We start from the raw sequence: 16,823 nt of genomic DNA on the forward strand, positions 1-16,823 counted from the left end.
TGGACTCACTCGAGGTAGTCGCGCAGCGACTGGGAGCGGGACGGGTGGCGCAGCTTCGCCATGGTCTTCGACTCGATCTGCCGGATCCGCTCACGGGTCACGCCGAAGGTGTCGCCGATCTGGTCCAGCGTCTTGGGCATGCCGTCGCCCAGGCCGAAGCGCATGCGGATCACGCCCGCCTCGCGCTCGGACAGGGAGTCGAGCAGACTCTCCAGCTGCTTCTGCAGCATGGTGAAGCCGACCGCGTCGGCCGGCACGACCGCCTCGGTGTCCTCGATGAGGTCACCGAACTCGCTGTCGCCGTCCTCGCCGAGCGGGGTGTGCAGGGAGATCGGCTCGCGGCCGTACTTCTGCACCTCGACGACCTTCTCGGGCGTCATGTCGAGCTCGCGGCTGAGCTCCTCAGGAGTGGGCTCGCGACCGAGGTCCTGCAGCATCTGGCGCTGGACGCGAGCGAGCTTGTTGATGACCTCGACCATGTGCACCGGGATGCGGATGGTGCGGGCCTGGTCGGCCATCGCCCGGGTGATCGCCTGGCGGATCCACCAGGTGGCGTACGTGGAGAACTTGAAGCCCTTGGTGTAGTCGAACTTCTCGACCGCACGGATGAGGCCCAGGTTGCCCTCCTGGATCAGGTCCAGGAACTGCATGCCGCGGCCGGTGTAGCGCTTGGCGAGCGAGACGACGAGGCGGAGGTTCGCACCGAGCAGGTGGCTCTTGGCGCGCTGGCCGTCCTTCGCCACCCACTTCAGCTCGCGGATGAGCTCCTTGGAGAGGTTCGCCTCTTCGTTCGCCAGCTTGTCCTCGGCGAACAGGCCGGCCTCGATGCGCATCGCCAGCTCGACCTCCTCCGCCGCGTTCAGCAGGGGGACCTTGCCGATCTGCTTGAGGTAGTCCTTGACCGGGTCGGCGGTCGCGCCGGTGATCTGGGTCGAATAGACCGGGACCTCGTCGTCGTCGTCCACCAAGGACAGCACGAGCGCGCCGGTCGGAAGCTTCTCGTCTGCGCTCGGCGTCGAGCCGGCGGCCGGGCGACCCTCGCTGTCCTCCGAGTCGTCGGAGTCGTCTGAGTCGTCGGGCGTCTCGACCACGACCTCCTCGACGACGACCACATCGTCGCTCTCGACGATGACGTCCTCGGTCGGCTCGACGATGTCGTCGCCCTCCGCCTCGGCGTCGCCGTCCACGGGAGTCGCGGTCTTGGCTGCCGCCTTCGGTGCACGCGTCTTTGCGGCGGCGGCCTTCGGGGCCGCCTTGGGGGCGGCGGTCTTGGCGGCGGCCCGCTTGGGAGCCGCCTTCTTGGCCGGAGCGGGAGCCTCTGCCCCGGCGGTCGTCGCTTCCGGATCTGCCAGTACGGCGGATGCCTTGGGTGAAGTCATCGGTACACCTTTTCTACCGTTCGTCGGTGCTTGAGAGGCGGGCGGACGGGTCGGGAGATACGCGTTCGGCGCTGCGCGCGGGCAACACTAAGACCCATGTCAAGTCCCTCGGCCGGCCGCGCCTCACGCGGTAACGTCCTTGCCAGGAGTTGATGGGTCCTTAGCCAATTATTGCACGCCTATTGACGAAGCGATCACGCCTGGCCACTCGACGCGCCGCCACGCCTTCTGCGTCCCCAGGCCCTGGACAGTGCAACCCAGAGCGGGCCCACCTGTATTCCCTGTTCCTCGGCGAGCAGGCGGCGGGTGCGGTTCCGTTCCCGCACCAGCATCACGACCCCGAAGCCGATGATCGGGAACTGCACGAGCATCGCCACGCGGAACGCGTCCAGGGTGTAGCTGGCCTCGCCCGCTCCCCCACTGAAGGCGTCGAGCACGAGCCCGATCAGGAACATGATCACGAAACTCGCGGTGAAGCCGCCGACGTTGACGATGCCGTTGGCGGAGCCGAGCCGGCGCCGCGGATTGAAGGTGCGGGCGAAGTCGAACCCGATCTGGGACGCAGGCCCGCCGATGCCGAGAGTGATCACGAGCACGACCACGAGCGGCGCCGGGACCGGCGCAGGCCACGCGAGCACCAGGATCCAGGCGACGGCCATCAGTGCGACGATGCCGAGCACCAGGTTGGAGCGCCGCATCGGATGCCGCACCGTGAGCAGCCCGAGGATCGGGCCGATGACCAGTCCGGTGCCGACCATCAGCGTCAGCATCCCGGAGGCGAACGCCGGCTCCATGCCGAGGCCGAACACCATGAAGGGGTAGCCCCAGAACAGCGCGAACACCACGCCCGAGGACTGGGTCACGAAGTGCGCCCAGAAGCCGAGGCGCGTGCCGGCGCGCTTGAAGCTCGCCTCCAGTTGCGCGATCGCCTCCGACAGGGTCGCCGCCCCTTGGGCTCCTGGCGAGACGCCTGCGCCGTTGGAGAGCACGGGGATGCCCAGCACGATCGCGAGCACAGCCAGCGCGGCCGCGCTGAGGAATGCGGGCGCCCAGCCCGCGGTGTGCAGCACGGCCGCGAACGGGATGGCGGAGACGACCTGCCCCAGCTGCCCGAGGTTGCCGAGCCACTGGTTCAGCTGCGGCACTCGGGAGCCGGTGAACCAGGTGTTGTTGAGCCTCAGCACGGAGGTGAACACCGCCGCGTCCCCCGCTCCGACGAGGATGCGGCCGACCACCGCGAGCGAGAGGCTCGGCGCGACCGCGACGACGGCCTGTCCGGCGGCCATGAAGGCAAGACCGCCGAGCACGAGTGCTCGAGGCCCGAGCCGGTCGATGAGGACGCCGACCGGAACCTGGAGGAGCGCATAGACGGCGAGCTGCATCACGCCGAGCGTCGAGAGCGCGGACGCCGTGGAGGAGAACCGCTCGCTGGCGTCGACCGAGGCGACTCCGAGGCTCGAGCGCTGCGTGATCGCGACGAGATAGGCGAACACCCCGACGGAGAAGATGATCCAGGAGCGGCGCGAGTTCACTCCCGCGAGGTTACCGGCGGTGACCTCCGGAGGGAGCACCATCCCGGCGGAGCCGCGCAGGGGCGCGGGCTACGATCGAGCGGTGAGCGATGCGACGGTCGGACGGTCCGGACGCGTCGTGCTCACGGGGGGCACCTCGGGCATCGGCCGGGCGACTGCGCTGCAGCTCGCCGCATCCGGCATCCCGCTCGTGATCGGCGCGCGCGACGCGCAGCGCGCCGAGGCGCTGCGCCAGGAGATCCGAACCGCCAGCCCTGACGCCGTCGTCGACACCCTCCCCCTCGATCTCGCCTCCCTCGCGTCGGTGCGCGAATTCGCCGCCGCCTGCGCGGATCGGTTCGGCAGCTGGCGGGCCCTCGTCAACAATGCCGGGGTCATGCTCGAGCCCACCCGCCGGTTCACCGCCGACGGCTTCGAGCTGCATCTCGGGACGAACCACCTCGGCCACTTCGCGCTGACCGGTCTTCTCCTGCCGTTCGCCGCCCCGGCCGCACGGGTGGTCACCGTGACCTCGATCGCGGCCCGGTTCGGCAAGCTCCTCTTCCACGACCTCCGCTTCGACCACGGCTACCGCCCGTTCCGGGCGTACGCGGCCAGCAAGCTCGCGAACTTCCTCTTCGCCCGTGAACTGCATCGCAGGTCCGCGGCCGAGGGACTCGGCATCCTGTCTGTGGCCACTCATCCGGGCTACGCGGTCACGGACGAGCGGTTGCGGTCGGCACGCGGCATTCCGGAGCGTGCGATCGCCCACGACTACGCCGCGGGGGCCGGCCCGAACGTCCTGGCGGTCCTCGATCCCGGGCTGTCGGGCGGTGAGCTGGTCGCGCCGACCGGGCGGCTGCGCACCGCGGGAGCGCCCGGCGTCGTGCCGCCGTTCCCGGTGCGCAATGAGGAGCTGCTGGCCGCGCGCCTGTGGCGCTTCTCGGGTCAGCTCACCCGCGTCCCCTGGTAGGCGGTGCGGGACCAGCGGACGGGCTAGTCGTCCTCGGCGACCGGACGTCGCTCGGTGTCGCGCTCCTCCGGCGTGCGCCGGTCGATGCGGAACGACTGGACGCGACCCAATTCACTCATCGAGAGGCTGAGTGACCACAGCACGAGCACCACCGCGGCGACCGCGAGCCCGATCAGGACGTTGCCGGACAGCAGCCAGGCGACGACGAAGACCGCTGCGACCGTGATCCAGAGCGCCTTTCGCATGCCCGGAGTCTGACACCGAATGCTGGACATGCGGGGTGCCGCGGACCGGCCACGATCCGCCCGGGCCTGCCGTGCGCCGAGGCTCGGCTCAGCGGCCGTCGTCGTCGGACCGGCGACCGGACAGGAACTTCTCGAGCTCCGCTGCGATCTCGTCCGCGCTCGGCACGGAACCGTACTCGTCGGTCAGCGGAGACGGCAGCGGGTTGCCCTCCATGTAGGTGTCGTGCCGCTCCTCGAGCGTGTGCACGAGCCGCTTCAGCTCGTCGTTGCCGGTGACCTGCTGGTCGATCTTGGTGAGGAAGTCGCGACCCTCCTCCCGGATGCGATCCGTGGGGAAGATGAGTCCGGTCGCCGCCGCGATGCTCTCGAGACCCGCGATCGCCGCGAGGGGGTATTCCGTGTCGGCCAGGTAGTGCGGCACGAGCAGCACGAAGCCGACGACGGATTCCCCCGCCCGGGCCAGCCGATACTCCACGAGGTGCAGCAGGTTGGCCGGCGCCTGGGTGCGCGGCTTCCAGGCCGACATGGCCTCCGTCAGGTCGGCGCGCGTCCCGCTCACCGTCACCTTGATGGGCCGCGTGTGCGGTACGGGCATCGGGATGGCGTGCACCCAGGTGGTGCAGGACACCCGGAACCGCTCGAGCAGGCCGAGAAGGGCGTCGGCGAAGCGGTCCCACTGGAAGTCCGGCTCGTAGCCGGTGAGGAGCAGGAAGTCCTTGCCGAACTCGTCGTGGGCCAGCGACAGCACCAGCCGCGGCGGCGAGTAGTCCGCCAGGTGATCCTGGTCGAACAGGATGGTGGGGCGGCGAGCGCGGTAGTCGAGCAGCGCGTCGTTGTCGAAGACGGCGATCTCCACGGTCTCGAGCGCGTCCACGAAGTACTTGCCGAGCTGGGTCACGGCGGAGCCGGCATCCGCGAAGCCCGTGAGCCCCGCCACCAGGGGCAGGCCGAGAGGAACCTCCAGCGCCGCCGGAGTCAGTTCGTAGAGCGCCTCCGGATCCCGCATCTGCCCAGCTTAATCGGCGATCGGGGCGCGAGAGCGACTGTCCGCTGGAGGCGGAAGGAGCGATGGCCCGTCAGCTGCCCAGAGCGCCGAGCACCTTGGCGACCCGCCGCGCCCTCGTCTCCGGCGTCTTGGCGTCCTCGACCGACAGCACGTGCGCTCGCTGGTGGCTGTAGCTGATCGCCTCGAAGCGCGCCTTGGCCGCCGGAACTCCGGCGAGCGCTCGGGCCAGATCCTCCGGCACCTCGACGATCCGGGGCGCGGTGTCGACCTCGATGGTCACGGTCAGCTGGTCTCCCGCCGCGACCCCGGCCGCGGTGCGACGCTCGGCGCTCACAGGGATCATGTACTGCCCTCGGTACGGTCCCACCGTGGTGCGGTAGCTGTAGTCCCCGAGTGTCACCACGATCGGCACCCGCTTGCCGGCGCCCAGACCGAGCACGACCTCCTCCGGAACGGGGATGCCGGTCGCCGTCCCGGCGGACCCCTGCAGGGCGGTGCGAAAGGTGGTCACCGCGCTCTCCTGGCGTCCGGAACGGACGTGAAGAAGGAGTGCAGCTTCGGGTCGAGAGAGGCGGATGAGACCTGATGCGTCTGCCCCTCGAGCACCGCGTGCGCGCTGCCCGGGATCGCCGCCGCGATCCTCTCCTGAGCGCGCAGCATCTCGGACGCCCCCTTGCTGCCGGCGAGCACGAGGGTGGGGATCGAGATCGCCGCGAAGCGGGCATCAGGCACCTCGAAGGGCCACATCACCTTGGCGTCGTAGACGATCGTGGGCGCGATCGCCTCGAGGTGCCGCCGCACCTTCGGCATCATCCGCATCATGTAGGGCACGAACCAGGGCGCCCCGACCATCTTCACCAGGAAGTAGCCGGACACCTGCGCCCTCTTGCCCGAGGCGAGGAGCGCCTCCAGCTCGGCGAGGTAGTTGCGCGGCGTCCCGTCCTTCTTGGCGCGCAGTCCCACGTAGGGCGCCTCGTAGGTGGCGAGGGCGCGCATCGGCACGCCGGCGGCGGCCGCCTCGAGGGCGAGGCCGGCGCCCGAGGACTGCCCCATCACCAACGGCGTCTCCCCCGTCGCGACCAGCACTGCAGCCAGGTCCTCGTACTCCCGCTCGCGCGAGTAGGGCGGGGTGTCGCCGCTCTCGCCGCGGCCACGACGGTCGTAGAAGTACACGGTGTAGCGGTCCTGGAGGCGGGCCGCGATGTCCCGAGCCGGACCGAAGTCCCTCGCGCACATGGCCCCGTCGACGAGCACGAGCGCGGGTCCGCTGCCCACCTTCTCGTAGGCGATGCGGGTGCCGTCGGCGCTGACGGCGTGGCGGACGTCGCGGGCGGTGCTGTCGGTGGTCATCCCCGCATCCTGGCTCATGATGCGTCCGCCGGGAAGGATGCGTCCATCTTGACGAACGACTCCTCCCAGCCCTCGCGGGTGAGATCGCGGTCGCGCAGTTCGAAGGGGCCCTGGTGCAGGGTCACGCGGGTCTTCCCGCCGTGGTCGTCGAAGCGGATGCGGAGCACGTTGTCCTCGATGCCGGTGTCGCTCGAGTGGGCGCCGACCAGCAGCTCCAAGTACTCGGGCGGTTCGATCCGAACGATGCGGCCCACCATGGGCGCGACGTCGCCCGTCTCGCTCTCCACCATGGCGAGCTTCCAGGCGCCGCCCACATACGGCTCCACCGTGACCGTCTCGGCCGGCGTGCGGTACAGGTTCGGGCCGAACCAGGTCGCGATCAGCGCCGGCTCGGTGAAGAACCGCCAGACCACGTCGCGCGGGGCGTTGAACGCGCGAGTGATGCGGATGTCCCGGTCGGTGACTTCCTGCGGAACGACCTCAGTCATCGGTTCTCTCCTTCTCGGGGGTGGTGCTCGGTGGCTCGGCGGAGGTCACCGTCGAGAGGTGGTCGGCGAGGGCGGCGTCGAGACGATCGAAGCTCTCGTTCCAGAAGCGGCGATAGCGCTGCATGTATTCGGTCGCCTCCCGGAGGGGCTCCGCCTCGAGGCGGCTGTAGCGGGCGGTGGCGACCTGCTCACGACTGATCAGGCCCGCCCGCTCGAGGACCTTGAGGTGCTTGGAGACGGCCGGCTGGCTCATGCAGAAGGGCTCGCCCAGCTCGGCCACGCTGGCGCTGCCGACGGTCAGGCGCTGCAGGATGGCGCGCCGGGTGGGGTCGGCGAGGGCGGCGAAGACCGCCGTGAGGGTGTCCCCCTGCTCGTCCATGTCGCCTCCTTGATAACCTTGTGGTTATGAAGCTTCGCAGAGATTCCCGCCGAGCGCCACCACCGCAGCGACCGGGCAGCCGTCCTTCCCCGCCGATCTAGGCTGAAGGAATGGCCGTTCCCCTCCTCCAGCTGTCCGCCTCGCCCGCCACCGACGTCGACGTCGACGTCCTGGTGCTCGGGGTGACCGGGGGCGAGGCGCCTCAGCTCTGCGCCGTCCCGGGGCTCGAGGAGCTGGCCGAGACCCTCTCCGCCATCGGTGTGACCGGCAGGCGGGACCAGGTCGTCCGCATCCCCGCGCCTGCCGGCGTGGCCGCCCGCAGCGTGGCCCTGACCGGCCTCGGCACCGGGGAGGTCACGGCCGACGTCCTGCGGGAGGCGGCCGGCTCAGTCACCCGTCAACTCCGCGGCGTCGAGAGCATCGCCTTCGCCCTGCCGGTGGCCGACGACGCCGCCGCGCTCGCCCTGCTCGAGGGCGCCGCCCTCGGCGCCTACAGCTACGACGACTACCGGGTGGACTCGCTCTCCGCGGCGAACGCGCCGGTGGCCCGCGTCACCGTCCTGGCTCGGACGGAGGACGACGCGGCGATGGTCCTCCGCGCCAGCGCCGTGGCCGAGGCGGTCAGCACCGTCCGGGACCTCGTGAACGCTCCCCCGTCCGATCTCTACCCGCAGACCCTGGTGGAGCAGGCCCAGGCCCTCGCCGACGGGCTCGACGTGCAGTTCGCCGTCTGGGACGAGACCGAGCTGGAGCGAGACGGCTTCGGCGGCATCCTCGGTGTCGGCAAGGGCTCGAGCCGGCCCCCGCGACTGGCGAAGGTCACCTGGGCGCCGGAGGGCGCAGGCGCGCACGTCGCCCTGGTCGGCAAGGGCATCACATTCGACAGCGGCGGACTCTCCCTCAAGCCCGCGGCGTCGATGGTCGGCATGAAGTACGACATGACCGGAGCCGCGACCGCACTCGCGGTGACCCTGGCCGCGGCGCGACTCTCCCTGCCGGTGCGGATCACCGCATGGCTCTGCATCGCCGAGAACATGCCGTCCGGGGGCGCCGCGCGCCCCAACGACGTGCTGCGGATCCGCGGCGGCAAGACCGTCGAGGTCCTCAACACCGACGCGGAGGGCCGCCTCGTGATGGCGGACGGCCTGGTCGCCGCAAGCGAGGAGCAGCCTGATGTGATCGTCGACGTCGCCACACTCACGGGAGCCGCGACGGTGGCGCTCGGCACCCGCTACTTCGCGGTCATGGGCGACGACGACGCCGTGCAGAGGATGCTCTCGGCCGCCGGCCGCACCGGCGAACAGGCCTGGCACATGCCCCTGCCCGGGGAGCTGCGAGCCCTGCTCAACTCCGACATCGCCGACATCGCCAACGCCAAGCCGGGCAACACCGCGGCCGGCATGCTGCTCGCCGGCGTCTTCCTCAAGGACTTCGTCGGCAAGCGCGAGAACGGGGACGCGATCCCCTGGGCGCACCTGGACATCGCCGGAGCCGCCAACAACCAGGGGGTCCTCTACGGCTTCACCGGCAAGGGCCCGACCGGCGTCTCGGTGCGCACTCTGCTCGCGTTCGCCGAGGGGTTCGCGAACCCCGCCTGAACCTCCCGGGCACTCCTCGGCACCGTAGTAGGGTCGACTGGGCGGTCGGGATGCGATCCCAGATCCGCCTCCGCACGACCTCGAGGAGCAACGGGTGCCTGAACAGAATTTTGACGTCGTCGTCCTGGGCGGGGGAAGCGGAGGCTACGCCACCGCGCTGCGGGCCGCCGAACTCGGGATGACCGTCGGCATGATCGAGAAGGACAAGGTCGGCGGCACCTGCCTGCACCGCGGCTGCATCCCCACCAAGGCCCTCCTGCATGCCGCCGAGGTCGCCGACTCCGCCAAGGACTCGGCACACTTCGGCGTCAAGGCCACCTACGAGGGCGTCGACATCGCCGGCGTCACCAGCTACCGCGAGAACATCGTGGCCAAGAAGTACAAGGGCCTGCAGTCGCTGCTCAAGGCGCGCGGGGTCACGACCATCGAAGGCGCGGGTCGCGTCACCAGCCCGACCACCGTGCAGGTCGGCGACAGCACCATCACGGGCAAGAACCTGGTGCTCGCCACCGGCTCATACTCCCGCTCGCTTCCCGGCCTCGACCTCGGCGGCCGGGTCATCACGTCGGAGCAGGCCCTCGGCCTCGACTTCGTTCCCCAGAAGGTCGCGGTCCTCGGCGGCGGCGTCATCGGGGTCGAGTTCGCCAGCGTCTGGCGCTCGTTCGGCGCCGAGGTCACCATCATCGAAGCCCTCCCCCACCTCGTGCCGAACGAGGAGGAGGTCATCAGCAAGAGCCTCGAGCGCGCCTTCCGCAAGCGCGGCATCGACTACTCCCTCGGCGTGCGCTTCCAGAGCGTGACCCAGAGCGACTCGGGCGTCGTCGTCACCCTGGAGAACGGCAAGACCGTCGAGGCGGAGCTCCTGCTGGTCGCCGTCGGCCGCGGTCCCTCGACCGCGAACCTCGGCCTGGAGGAGCTCGGCGTCACGATGGACCGCGGCTTCGTCCTCACCAACGAACGACTCGCCACCAGCATCCCCGGCGTCTACGCCGTCGGCGACATCGTCCCCGGTCTGCAGCTCGCGCACCGCAGCTTCCAGCACGGCATCTTCGTGGCCGAGGAGATCGCGGGCCTTGAGCCCATCGTGATCGAGGACGTCAACATTCCCAAGGTCACCTACTCCGAGCCCGAGGTCGCCTCGGTCGGCCTCTCCGAGGCACGAGCAGTGGAGAAGTACGGCGCCGACAAGGTCGCCACCTACGACTACTCCCTCGCCGGCAACGCCCGCAGCGAGATCATCGGAACCTCCGGATCCGTCAAGGTCGTCCGCGTCAAGGACGGTCCGATCATCGGGCTCAGCGCCATCGGCTCCCGTGTCGGGGAGCTCATCGGCGAGGCGCAGCTCGCGGTGAACTGGGAGGCGTACCCCGAGGACCTCGCTCCGCTCATCCACGCCCACCCCACTCAGTACGAGGCGCTCGGGGAGGCCTTCCTGGCCCTCGCCGGAAAGCCCCTGCACGCCCTCTGAGCCGGGTTCCGGACGCCTAGACTACTGATCAGCACGCTGTTTTGAAGGAGACCACCGAATGAGCGAGTCCGTCAACCTCCCCGCACTCGGCGAGAGTGTCACTGAGGGAACGGTGACGCGTTGGCTGAAGAGCGTCGGCGACACCGTCGAGGTCGACGAGCCTCTGCTCGAGGTCTCCACCGACAAGGTCGACACCGAGATCCCCTCGCCCGTCTCCGGCGTGATCGAGGAGATCCTCGTGCAGGAGGACGAGACGGTCGACGTGGGCACCCCGCTCGTCCGGATCGGCGACGGCTCCGGCGGCGGACAGGGCTCGGCGACGCCCGAGCCTGAGCAGGAGGCCCAGCCGGCCGCGCAGGCCACCGAGAGCGTCGCCCAGGCCGAGGCACCGGCGCCCGCCGCTCCTCAGCCCGCGGCTCCCGCTCCTCAGCCTGCTGCGGCGCCTGCTCCTCAGCCCGCGCCGGCCGCAGCTCCTGCCCCGCAGGCCGCGCCCGCCCAGCAGCCTCCCGCCCCGGAGCAGGCGCCGCTCGCCCAGGACGCCGTCCCCTCTCCCGAGGTGACTCCCGGCAACGAGCAGCGATCCGACCTGGGGCAGTCACCGCAGACGCCCGCGCCCGTTCCGGAGACCGCCGCGCAGGCCGCTCCCCCGCAGCCGGCGCCGGACCACACGGCCGTGCAGCCCGCCGCCGAGGCGGAGGCCGCCGCCGCCCCCTCGGGGGACACGTCCAGCTACATCACCCCGATCGTCCGCAAGCTCGCGCACGAGCGGGGTGTGGACCTGGGCAGCCTGAAGGGCTCCGGAGTCGGCGGTCGCATCCGCAAGGAGGACGTGCTCGCCGCCGCCGAGAAGCCGTCGGCCGCCGCAGCCGCCCCCGCACCGAAGGCCGTGGAGGTCTCGCCGCTCCGCGGCACGACCGTCAAGATGTCCCGTCTGCGCAAGGTGGTCGCCGAGCGCGCCGTCGTCTCCATGCAGACGAGCGCTCAGCTGACGAGCGTCGTGGAGGTGGACGTCACGCGGGTCGCGCAGTTCCGCGACAAGGTGAAGGGCCAGTTCCTGGAGAAGACGGGGACCAAGCTGTCCTTCCTGCCCTTCTTCGCCCTGGCCGCCGCCGAGGCGCTGAAGTCGTTCCCGATCATCAACGCCACGGTGGACGGCGACTCGATCGTGTACCCCGACACCGAGAACATCAGCATCGCGGTGGACACCGAGCGCGGCCTGCTCACCCCGGTGGTGCGCGACGCGGGGTCCCTCGACCTCGCCGGCCTGTCCGCGCAGATCGCCGACCTCGCCGCTCGCACCCGGAACAACAAGCTCAAGCCGGACGAGCTGGCGGGCGGCACGTTCACGCTCACCAACACGGGCTCCCGCGGCGCCCTGTTCGACACGCCCCTCGTGTTCCTCCCGCAGGTCGCGATCCTCGGCACCGGCATCGTGGTGAAGCGGCCCGTGGTCGTCAACGACGGCGTCTCCGAGGCGATCGCCATCCGCTCGATGGTCTACCTGGCGCTCAGCTACGACCACCGGATCGTCGACGGCGCGGACGCCGCACGCTTCCTGGTGCAGGTCAAGAACCGCCTCGAAGAGGGCGCGTTCGCCGACTCGCTCGGCATCTAGCGCCCACAGCTAGTCGGAGGGTGCCTCCGCGGCGAACACGTCGCGGAGGCGCCACTGTCCGTCGATCCGCACCAGCAGCAGGGTTGTCGAGTCCACGCTGACGAGCGCGGTGTCCCCGGTGCGCTGCACGAACGGCTTCGCGTCCGAGGCCGGCAGGGTCTGCGATCCACCGGCCGCGCCCATCGCGATCGCCTGCTGATCTCCGGCGAGCAGTGCGGAGGCCGGCTGATCCACCTCCCCCAGGCACTCGGCTGAGCCAGTGCCGAGGCACTCGTCCCGGCGGCCGGCGAGAACCAGCGCGGCATCGAGCGGGTCGTCTGCGGTCAGCGGCGCAGGGTCGAGCGGCGACAGCGACTGCCGGGACACCGGGGTCGATGAGGAGGGCACGGCATCGTCGCCGCGCGCAGGCCCGTCCGCCCCGGCGGGCACGAAGACCAGCGCCAGCAGGAGGGCGACCGCACTCCCGCCCGCGAGCACCAGCGTGCGCCGCCGCACCCCGCTCACCGCGCGCCGGGCGCGCCCGACGCCCGCCGAGACGGCCCCGCGGAGACCGGCGGCCGGCCGTGGGACGCTGTCGCCACGATGCCGCGGTCCCGCCTCTGCTCCGGGCGACGCGCGAGGAGCGACGACTCGTCCCGGCATCGGACTGCGCAGGGACCGGGATCCCGGGGCGCTGGGCTCTCCGGAGAGGTCGATCGGCTCGGGATCCGCGAAGTCGAACGCCATCCGCTCGAGATCCTCGGGGGCGACCGCAGGAGCGTGCGCGGACAGTGTGGTGAGCGCGGCGCCGGCGTCCGGGACTCGGGAGAGCACCGCAACCGCGAGCTTGGCGAGGTCCCGCTCATCGGCCTGCCGACCGGCCGGGTCGAGCGGGGCGGAGCGGGTCATTCCCGTGAGCACCGGAGTGCCGGAGCGGTCGAACAGCACCCGCGCCGGCCGGAGCCGCCCATGGCTGCGGCCCGCCTCGTGCAGCGCCGCCAGCCCGCGCGCGACGGAGATCAGCAGGGTCGCCGCCTCCCCCGCCGTCAGGTCGGCGCGCCGGTCGAGGAGCTCCGCGAGCGACCCGCCCGGCAGGCGAGGGAAGACGAGGCCCACCCGGCCGTCGGGCAGCGAGAACAGGTCGGACAGGCCGATCACATGCGGAGAAGACAGCGCGCCCACCGCCGCGAGCTCCGCCTCCGCGCGGTCCCCCGAGGTGAGCCGGACCACGACCGGCTCGTCCTCCGCCGCGTCGACCGCTCTGGCCAGGCACACCTCGTCGTCGGGGTCGGGCGAGAGCAGCCGGATCCGCCGATAGCCGCCCACGTCTCCGCCCATGCGGCGATGCTGACCCACCGGCACGTACCGTGCCCTCGCGGGCTCGATCTGGGGACGGAGTCCGCCGCGGGCGGGGTCGGGAGGAGGCCCGATCGAGGGGCCCGCGAGCGGTATCCTGAGGGCATGGCCCGCGACACCCGTCCCACCGTCAAGGAGCCAGGGCGCTTCAAGCAGCTCTGGCAGGTGCTGCAGATGACGCGCCGGCTCGACAAGGCCGCCATCTGGTACCTGCTGGCCGCCCTCGTGCTGCCGCTGGTCGCCGGCATCGTCCTCGGCATCGTGCTGTCCGACGGCAACGGTCTGTCCATCGCCCTCTGGGTGATCTCCGGGCTCCTGCTCGGCATCCTGCTGTTCCTGATCATCCTGGGGCGCCGGGCCGAGCGCGCCGCGTACTCCCAGATCGACGGACAGCCCGGAGCGGTCGGCGCCGTCCTCCGCAGCTCGCTGCGCCGCGGCTGGCGCGGCAGCGAGACGCCCGTGGCCGTCAACCCGCGCACCCAGGACGCCGTCTACCGGGCGGTCGGCCGCCCCGGTGTGGTGCTGATCGCCGAGGGACCCAAGACCCGCACCGCGCGGATGCTCGAGGACGAGCGGCGCAAGATCGCGCGGGTGCTCCCCAACGTGCCGATCGAGTCGCTGCAGGTGGGCCCCGACAAGGAGTCGGTCAAGCTGCATCAGATCAACCGCCGACTCGGCAAGTTCAAGTCGACGCTCACCCGCGCCGAGGTCGTCGCGGTCAGCAATCGCCTGAGCTCCCTCTCGGCCAACAAGCTGCCCATCCCCAAGGGGATCGACCCGACCAAGGTCCGCCCCCAGCGGATGCGCTGAGCCCATGTCCGTCGCCGAGGCCGCACGCCTGCTCGGCGTGGCCACGGATGCGTCCATTCCCGACATCCAGCATGCGTTCGCCCGCGAGGCGCGGCTCTCGCATCCGGACCTCCTCGTGGAGGCCAGCGAGCAGGAGCGGCACGCTGCCGGGATCCGGTTCGCAGAGCTCCGCGAGGCGCGCGACGAGCTGCTCTCGGCGAAGCCGGTCGTGCCCGTGCAGTTCGTCACCGCCGGCCCTCAGTTCCACCGGGTCCCGGGCCGCGGGATGGGCAGGTCGGTGCTCGTCCTGCTGCTGCTCGCCGGGCTGATCGTGGTGTCGGTGACCGCCCAGGACGGCTTCCGCACCGACCTCGTGCAGAACATCCGCGGCGTGTACCTCGAGCCCGTCGACGTGCCCTGACGCCGAGCCGTCAACGCTCAGCTAGGCGCGCAGCAGTACCGTGCCGGAGAAGACGTCGTGCAGTCCGCGCTGATCGGCATCCCAGATGACGGCGGGGACCAGCAGCGCGAGGAGTGCCGTGCGCACCACCGGGCGCCACAGGCCCAGGCGGCCGCCGTGCAGCGGCACCACCCGCAGGCCGAGCGCCAAGTGCCCGATGCCCGCCCCGAACGCGGCGAGGAGCACGATCTGCTCGGCGACGAAGAGTGCGAGGCTCGCCCACGAACTGCCGTAGAAGAAGAGCGCGTAGACGATGCCGCACAGGATGGAGTCGACCGCGATCGCCGCGATCCGCCGGCCGGGGCGTGCAATCGAGCCGCGCCCGCCCTCCGGAAGTCCGAGCCGGTCGCCGGGCCAGCGTCCGGCGGGAGAGGCGGGAACGTCGGGCACCTCGTGAGCCTAGCGAGCCGCCATGGGGCCGCGGCGCCGAGCCGGGTGGGACGTAACACCCACGAAACAATCCCGTCACTGCCGCGAAACTGCCCGTGCATAGGGTCGATCCCGGCTGTGCTCGCAGCCCTGTTCCCATACGCAACTTGTTGGAGTAATGCTCTATGTCGCATCCGAAATTCAGTGATTCCTCCGAGGTGATCAAGTTCATCAAGGACACGGACGTGAAGTTCCTTGACATCCGCTTCACCGACCTCCCCGGTGTCCAGCAGCACTTCAACATCCCCGCAGCGACCGTCGACGAGGAGTTCTTCTCGGTCGGCCAGCTCTTCGATGGCTCATCCATCCGCGGCTTCGCCAACATCCACGAGTCCGACATGCAGCTCATCCCGGACATCTCGACGGCCTACGTCGACCCGTTCCGCACCGAGCGCACCCTGATCGTCGTCTTCGACATCTACAACCCCCGCAACGGCGAGATCTACGCCAAGGATCCCCGCCAGGTGGCCAAGAAGGCCGAGAAGTACCTGGCCTCCACCGGCATCGCCGACACCGCGTTCTTCGCCCCCGAGGCAGAGTTCTACATCTTCGACGACGTCCGCTACCAGGTGGACCAGTCGCAGAGCTTCTACAAGGTCGACTCGTCCGAGGCGGCCTGGAACAGCGGCCGCGAGGAGGAGGGTGGCAACCTCGCCAACAAGACGCCCTTCAAGGGCGGCTACTTCCCCGTCAGCCCGGTCGACCAGCACGCCGACATGCGCGACGACATCTGCCTCAAGCTCATCGATGCAGGCCTGATCCTCGAGCGGAGCCACCACGAGGTCGGCACCGCCGGACAGGGCGAGATCAACTACCGCTTCGACACGATGGTCGCGTCGGCGGATGACATCCTCAAGTTCAAGTACATCGTCAAGAACACGGCGAACCTCTGGGGCAAGACGGCCACCTTCATGCCCAAGCCGCTCTTCGGCGACAACGGCTCGGGGATGCACACCCACCAGTCGCTGTGGAGCGACGGCAAGCCGCTGTTCTACGACGAGGCCGGCTACGGCGGGCTCTCCGACCTGGCGCGCTGGTACATCGGCGGACTGCTCAAGCACGCCCCGGCGGTGCTGGCATTCACCAATCCGAGCACGAACAGCTACCACCGTCTCGTCCCGGGCTTCGAGGCTCCCGTGAACCTGGTCTACTCGGCCGGCAACCGGTCCGCCGCGATCCGCATTCCGATCACGGGCACCAACCCGAAGGCGAAGCGCATCGAGTTCCGTGCGCCCGACGCCTCCGGAAACCCGTACCTCGCGTTCGCCGCGCAGCTGATGGCCGGCCTCGACGGCATCAAGAACCGCATCGAGCCGCACGAGCCGGTCGACAAGGACCTCTACGAGCTCCCGCCGGAGGAGGCGAAGCTGATCCCGCAGGTGCCGGGCTCGCTCGACGCCGTGCTCGACGCGCTCGAGGCGGACCACGAGTTCCTCACCGCCGGGGGCGTCTTCACCGAGGACCTCATCGCGACCTGGATCGAGTACAAGCGCGAGAAGGAGATCAAGCCGCTCGCGGCCCGTCCCCACCCGTTCGAGTACGAGCTGTACTACGGGGTCTAGCCAGATCACCGGACAGAAGCGGGGTTAGTCCGCAGAGAGTCCGCAAGAGAGTCCGCTCGGGCCGCCAGAACACTCGCGATGGCAGCCCGGGCGGACTCGTCTTTGTCCGGCTTGTCTCCAGGCCTTCCCGGTTCCCTAGGATGCGTCCCATGGCCATCAGACTGGAGAACGTCGGCATCGCAGTACGCGACCTCGAGGCGACGATCGCCTTCTTCACCGACCTCGGTCTCACCGTT

The 16,823-nt window shown here is 70.4% G+C and carries 17 protein-coding genes and 1 pseudogene; 8 read left to right on the plus strand and 10 right to left on the minus strand.

Translation table 11 applies throughout. From position 1 onward, the window contains the following. Positions 1-5: 5 nt before the first annotated feature. Together JWR33_RS09050 and JWR33_RS09055 are read right to left on the minus strand one after the other, a co-directional pair. Complete coding sequence (locus tag JWR33_RS09050; protein WP_297411247.1) at positions 6-1,379, minus strand: RNA polymerase sigma factor; 1,374 nt, start codon at positions 1,377-1,379, stop codon at positions 6-8. Between the two features lie 194 nt (positions 1,380-1,573). Further along, complete coding sequence (locus tag JWR33_RS09055) at positions 1,574-2,911, minus strand: MFS transporter (RefSeq protein WP_297411249.1); 1,338 nt, start codon at positions 2,909-2,911, stop codon at positions 1,574-1,576. An 82-nt stretch (positions 2,912-2,993) separates the two neighbouring features. Between JWR33_RS09055 and JWR33_RS09060 the strand changes: the two genes are divergently transcribed. Further along, entirely contained in the window at positions 2,994-3,863 is an 870-nt protein-coding gene (locus tag JWR33_RS09060) for an SDR family NAD(P)-dependent oxidoreductase (RefSeq protein WP_297411251.1), read from the plus strand. 23 nt (positions 3,864-3,886) lie between these two features. On the opposite strand, the gene JWR33_RS09065 is transcribed toward JWR33_RS09060, so the two are convergent. The 6 genes from JWR33_RS09065 to JWR33_RS09090 form a co-directional block, all read right to left on the minus strand. Continuing rightward, complete coding sequence (locus tag JWR33_RS09065; protein ID WP_297411253.1) at positions 3,887-4,108, minus strand: hypothetical protein; 222 nt, start codon at positions 4,106-4,108, stop codon at positions 3,887-3,889. 88 nt (positions 4,109-4,196) lie between these two features. Beyond that, positions 4,197-5,114 carry a PAC2 family protein gene (locus JWR33_RS09070; RefSeq protein ID WP_297411255.1) on the minus strand — a complete coding sequence of 306 codons (918 nt, stop codon included), beginning with the start codon at positions 5,112-5,114 and terminating at the stop codon, positions 4,197-4,199. 70 nt (positions 5,115-5,184) lie between these two features. Continuing rightward, positions 5,185-5,625, minus strand: a complete 441-nt coding sequence (locus JWR33_RS09075; RefSeq protein ID WP_297411257.1) for a YdeI/OmpD-associated family protein — start codon at positions 5,623-5,625, stop codon at positions 5,185-5,187. Further along, a complete protein-coding gene (locus JWR33_RS09080) occupies positions 5,622-6,464 on the minus strand; it encodes an alpha/beta hydrolase (RefSeq protein ID WP_297411259.1) in 843 nt (280 codons plus the stop codon). Before JWR33_RS09080 ends, JWR33_RS09075 begins: the two co-directional genes overlap by 4 nt. A gap of 14 nt (positions 6,465-6,478) precedes the next feature. Beyond that, a complete protein-coding gene (locus JWR33_RS09085; RefSeq protein WP_297411261.1) occupies positions 6,479-6,952 on the minus strand; it encodes an SRPBCC domain-containing protein in 474 nt (157 codons plus the stop codon). Further along, on the minus strand, positions 6,945-7,331 hold the full coding sequence (locus JWR33_RS09090) for a metalloregulator ArsR/SmtB family transcription factor (RefSeq protein WP_297411263.1): 387 nt from the start codon (positions 7,329-7,331) through the stop codon (positions 6,945-6,947). Before JWR33_RS09090 ends, JWR33_RS09085 begins: the two co-directional genes overlap by 8 nt. 110 nt (positions 7,332-7,441) lie before the next feature. On the opposite strand from JWR33_RS09090, the gene JWR33_RS09095 reads away from it, so the two are divergent. The 3 genes from JWR33_RS09095 to sucB all read left to right on the plus strand — a co-directional run bounded on the left by JWR33_RS09095 (position 7,442) and on the right by sucB (position 12,012). Continuing rightward, a complete protein-coding gene (locus JWR33_RS09095) occupies positions 7,442-8,929 on the plus strand; it encodes a leucyl aminopeptidase (RefSeq protein ID WP_297411265.1) in 1,488 nt (495 codons plus the stop codon). 94 nt (positions 8,930-9,023) lie between these two features. Beyond that, positions 9,024-10,397, plus strand: a complete 1,374-nt coding sequence (gene lpdA / locus JWR33_RS09100) for a dihydrolipoyl dehydrogenase (RefSeq protein WP_297411267.1) — start codon at positions 9,024-9,026, stop codon at positions 10,395-10,397. Positions 10,398-10,455: 58 nt separating this feature from the next. Further along, positions 10,456-12,012, plus strand: coding sequence for a 2-oxoglutarate dehydrogenase, E2 component, dihydrolipoamide succinyltransferase (sucB, locus tag JWR33_RS09105; protein ID WP_297411269.1), 1,557 nt, complete (start codon positions 10,456-10,458; stop codon positions 12,010-12,012). 9 nt (positions 12,013-12,021) lie between these two features. On the opposite strand, the gene JWR33_RS09110 is transcribed toward sucB, so the two are convergent. Then, on the minus strand, positions 12,022-13,329 hold the full coding sequence (locus JWR33_RS09110; RefSeq protein WP_297411271.1) for a hypothetical protein: 1,308 nt from the start codon (positions 13,327-13,329) through the stop codon (positions 12,022-12,024). A gap of 123 nt (positions 13,330-13,452) precedes the next feature. Between JWR33_RS09110 and JWR33_RS09115 the strand changes: the two genes are divergently transcribed. Then, the gene (locus JWR33_RS09115; protein ID WP_297411273.1) at positions 13,453-14,157 is read left to right on the plus strand and encodes a DUF4191 domain-containing protein; all 705 of its coding nucleotides are present in this window, start codon (positions 13,453-13,455) and stop codon (positions 14,155-14,157) included. Between the two features lie 4 nt (positions 14,158-14,161). Next, on the plus strand, positions 14,162-14,557 hold the full coding sequence (locus tag JWR33_RS09120) for a J domain-containing protein (RefSeq protein WP_297411275.1): 396 nt from the start codon (positions 14,162-14,164) through the stop codon (positions 14,555-14,557). A 21-nt stretch (positions 14,558-14,578) separates the two neighbouring features. Here JWR33_RS09120 and JWR33_RS09125 read toward each other — a convergent pair whose 3' ends face one another. Next, a complete protein-coding gene (locus JWR33_RS09125) occupies positions 14,579-14,986 on the minus strand; it encodes an RDD family protein (RefSeq protein WP_297411277.1) in 408 nt (135 codons plus the stop codon). Between the two features lie 164 nt (positions 14,987-15,150). Between JWR33_RS09125 and glnA the strand changes: the two genes are divergently transcribed. Both glnA and JWR33_RS09135 read left to right on the plus strand, forming a co-directional pair. Beyond that, complete coding sequence (gene glnA, locus JWR33_RS09130; RefSeq protein ID WP_297411279.1) at positions 15,151-16,587, plus strand: type I glutamate--ammonia ligase; 1,437 nt, start codon at positions 15,151-15,153, stop codon at positions 16,585-16,587. A 149-nt stretch (positions 16,588-16,736) separates the two neighbouring features. After that, positions 16,737-16,823: pseudogene (locus JWR33_RS09135) on the plus strand (VOC family protein); the annotation flags it as partial.

This window comes from Naasia sp. (assembly GCF_025465545.1).
Lineage (GTDB): Bacteria > Actinomycetota > Actinomycetes > Actinomycetales > Microbacteriaceae > Naasia.

Bases quoted from the DNA above. Each gene is read 5' to 3' on its own strand.
- JWR33_RS09050 (WP_297411247.1), bottom strand. From the start codon at position 1,379: ATGACTTCACCCAAGGCATCCGCCGTACTGGCAGATCCGGAAGCGACG.
- JWR33_RS09065 (WP_297411253.1), bottom strand. From the start codon at position 4,108: ATGCGAAAGGCGCTCTGGATCACGGTCGCAGCGGTCTTCGTCGTCGCC.
- JWR33_RS09070 (WP_297411255.1), bottom strand. From the start codon at position 5,114: ATGCGGGATCCGGAGGCGCTCTACGAACTGACTCCGGCGGCGCTGGAG.
- JWR33_RS09080 (WP_297411259.1), bottom strand. From the start codon at position 6,464: ATGACCACCGACAGCACCGCCCGCGACGTCCGCCACGCCGTCAGCGCC.
- JWR33_RS09085 (WP_297411261.1), bottom strand. From the start codon at position 6,952: ATGACTGAGGTCGTTCCGCAGGAAGTCACCGACCGGGACATCCGCATC.
- JWR33_RS09090 (WP_297411263.1), bottom strand. From the start codon at position 7,331: ATGGACGAGCAGGGGGACACCCTCACGGCGGTCTTCGCCGCCCTCGCC.
- JWR33_RS09095 (WP_297411265.1), top strand. From the start codon at position 7,442: ATGGCCGTTCCCCTCCTCCAGCTGTCCGCCTCGCCCGCCACCGACGTC.
- sucB (WP_297411269.1), top strand. From the start codon at position 10,456: ATGAGCGAGTCCGTCAACCTCCCCGCACTCGGCGAGAGTGTCACTGAG.
- JWR33_RS09110 (WP_297411271.1), bottom strand. From the start codon at position 13,329: ATGGGCGGAGACGTGGGCGGCTATCGGCGGATCCGGCTGCTCTCGCCC.
- JWR33_RS09115 (WP_297411273.1), top strand. From the start codon at position 13,453: ATGGCCCGCGACACCCGTCCCACCGTCAAGGAGCCAGGGCGCTTCAAG.
- JWR33_RS09120 (WP_297411275.1), top strand. From the start codon at position 14,162: ATGTCCGTCGCCGAGGCCGCACGCCTGCTCGGCGTGGCCACGGATGCG.
- glnA (WP_297411279.1), top strand. From the start codon at position 15,151: ATGTCGCATCCGAAATTCAGTGATTCCTCCGAGGTGATCAAGTTCATC.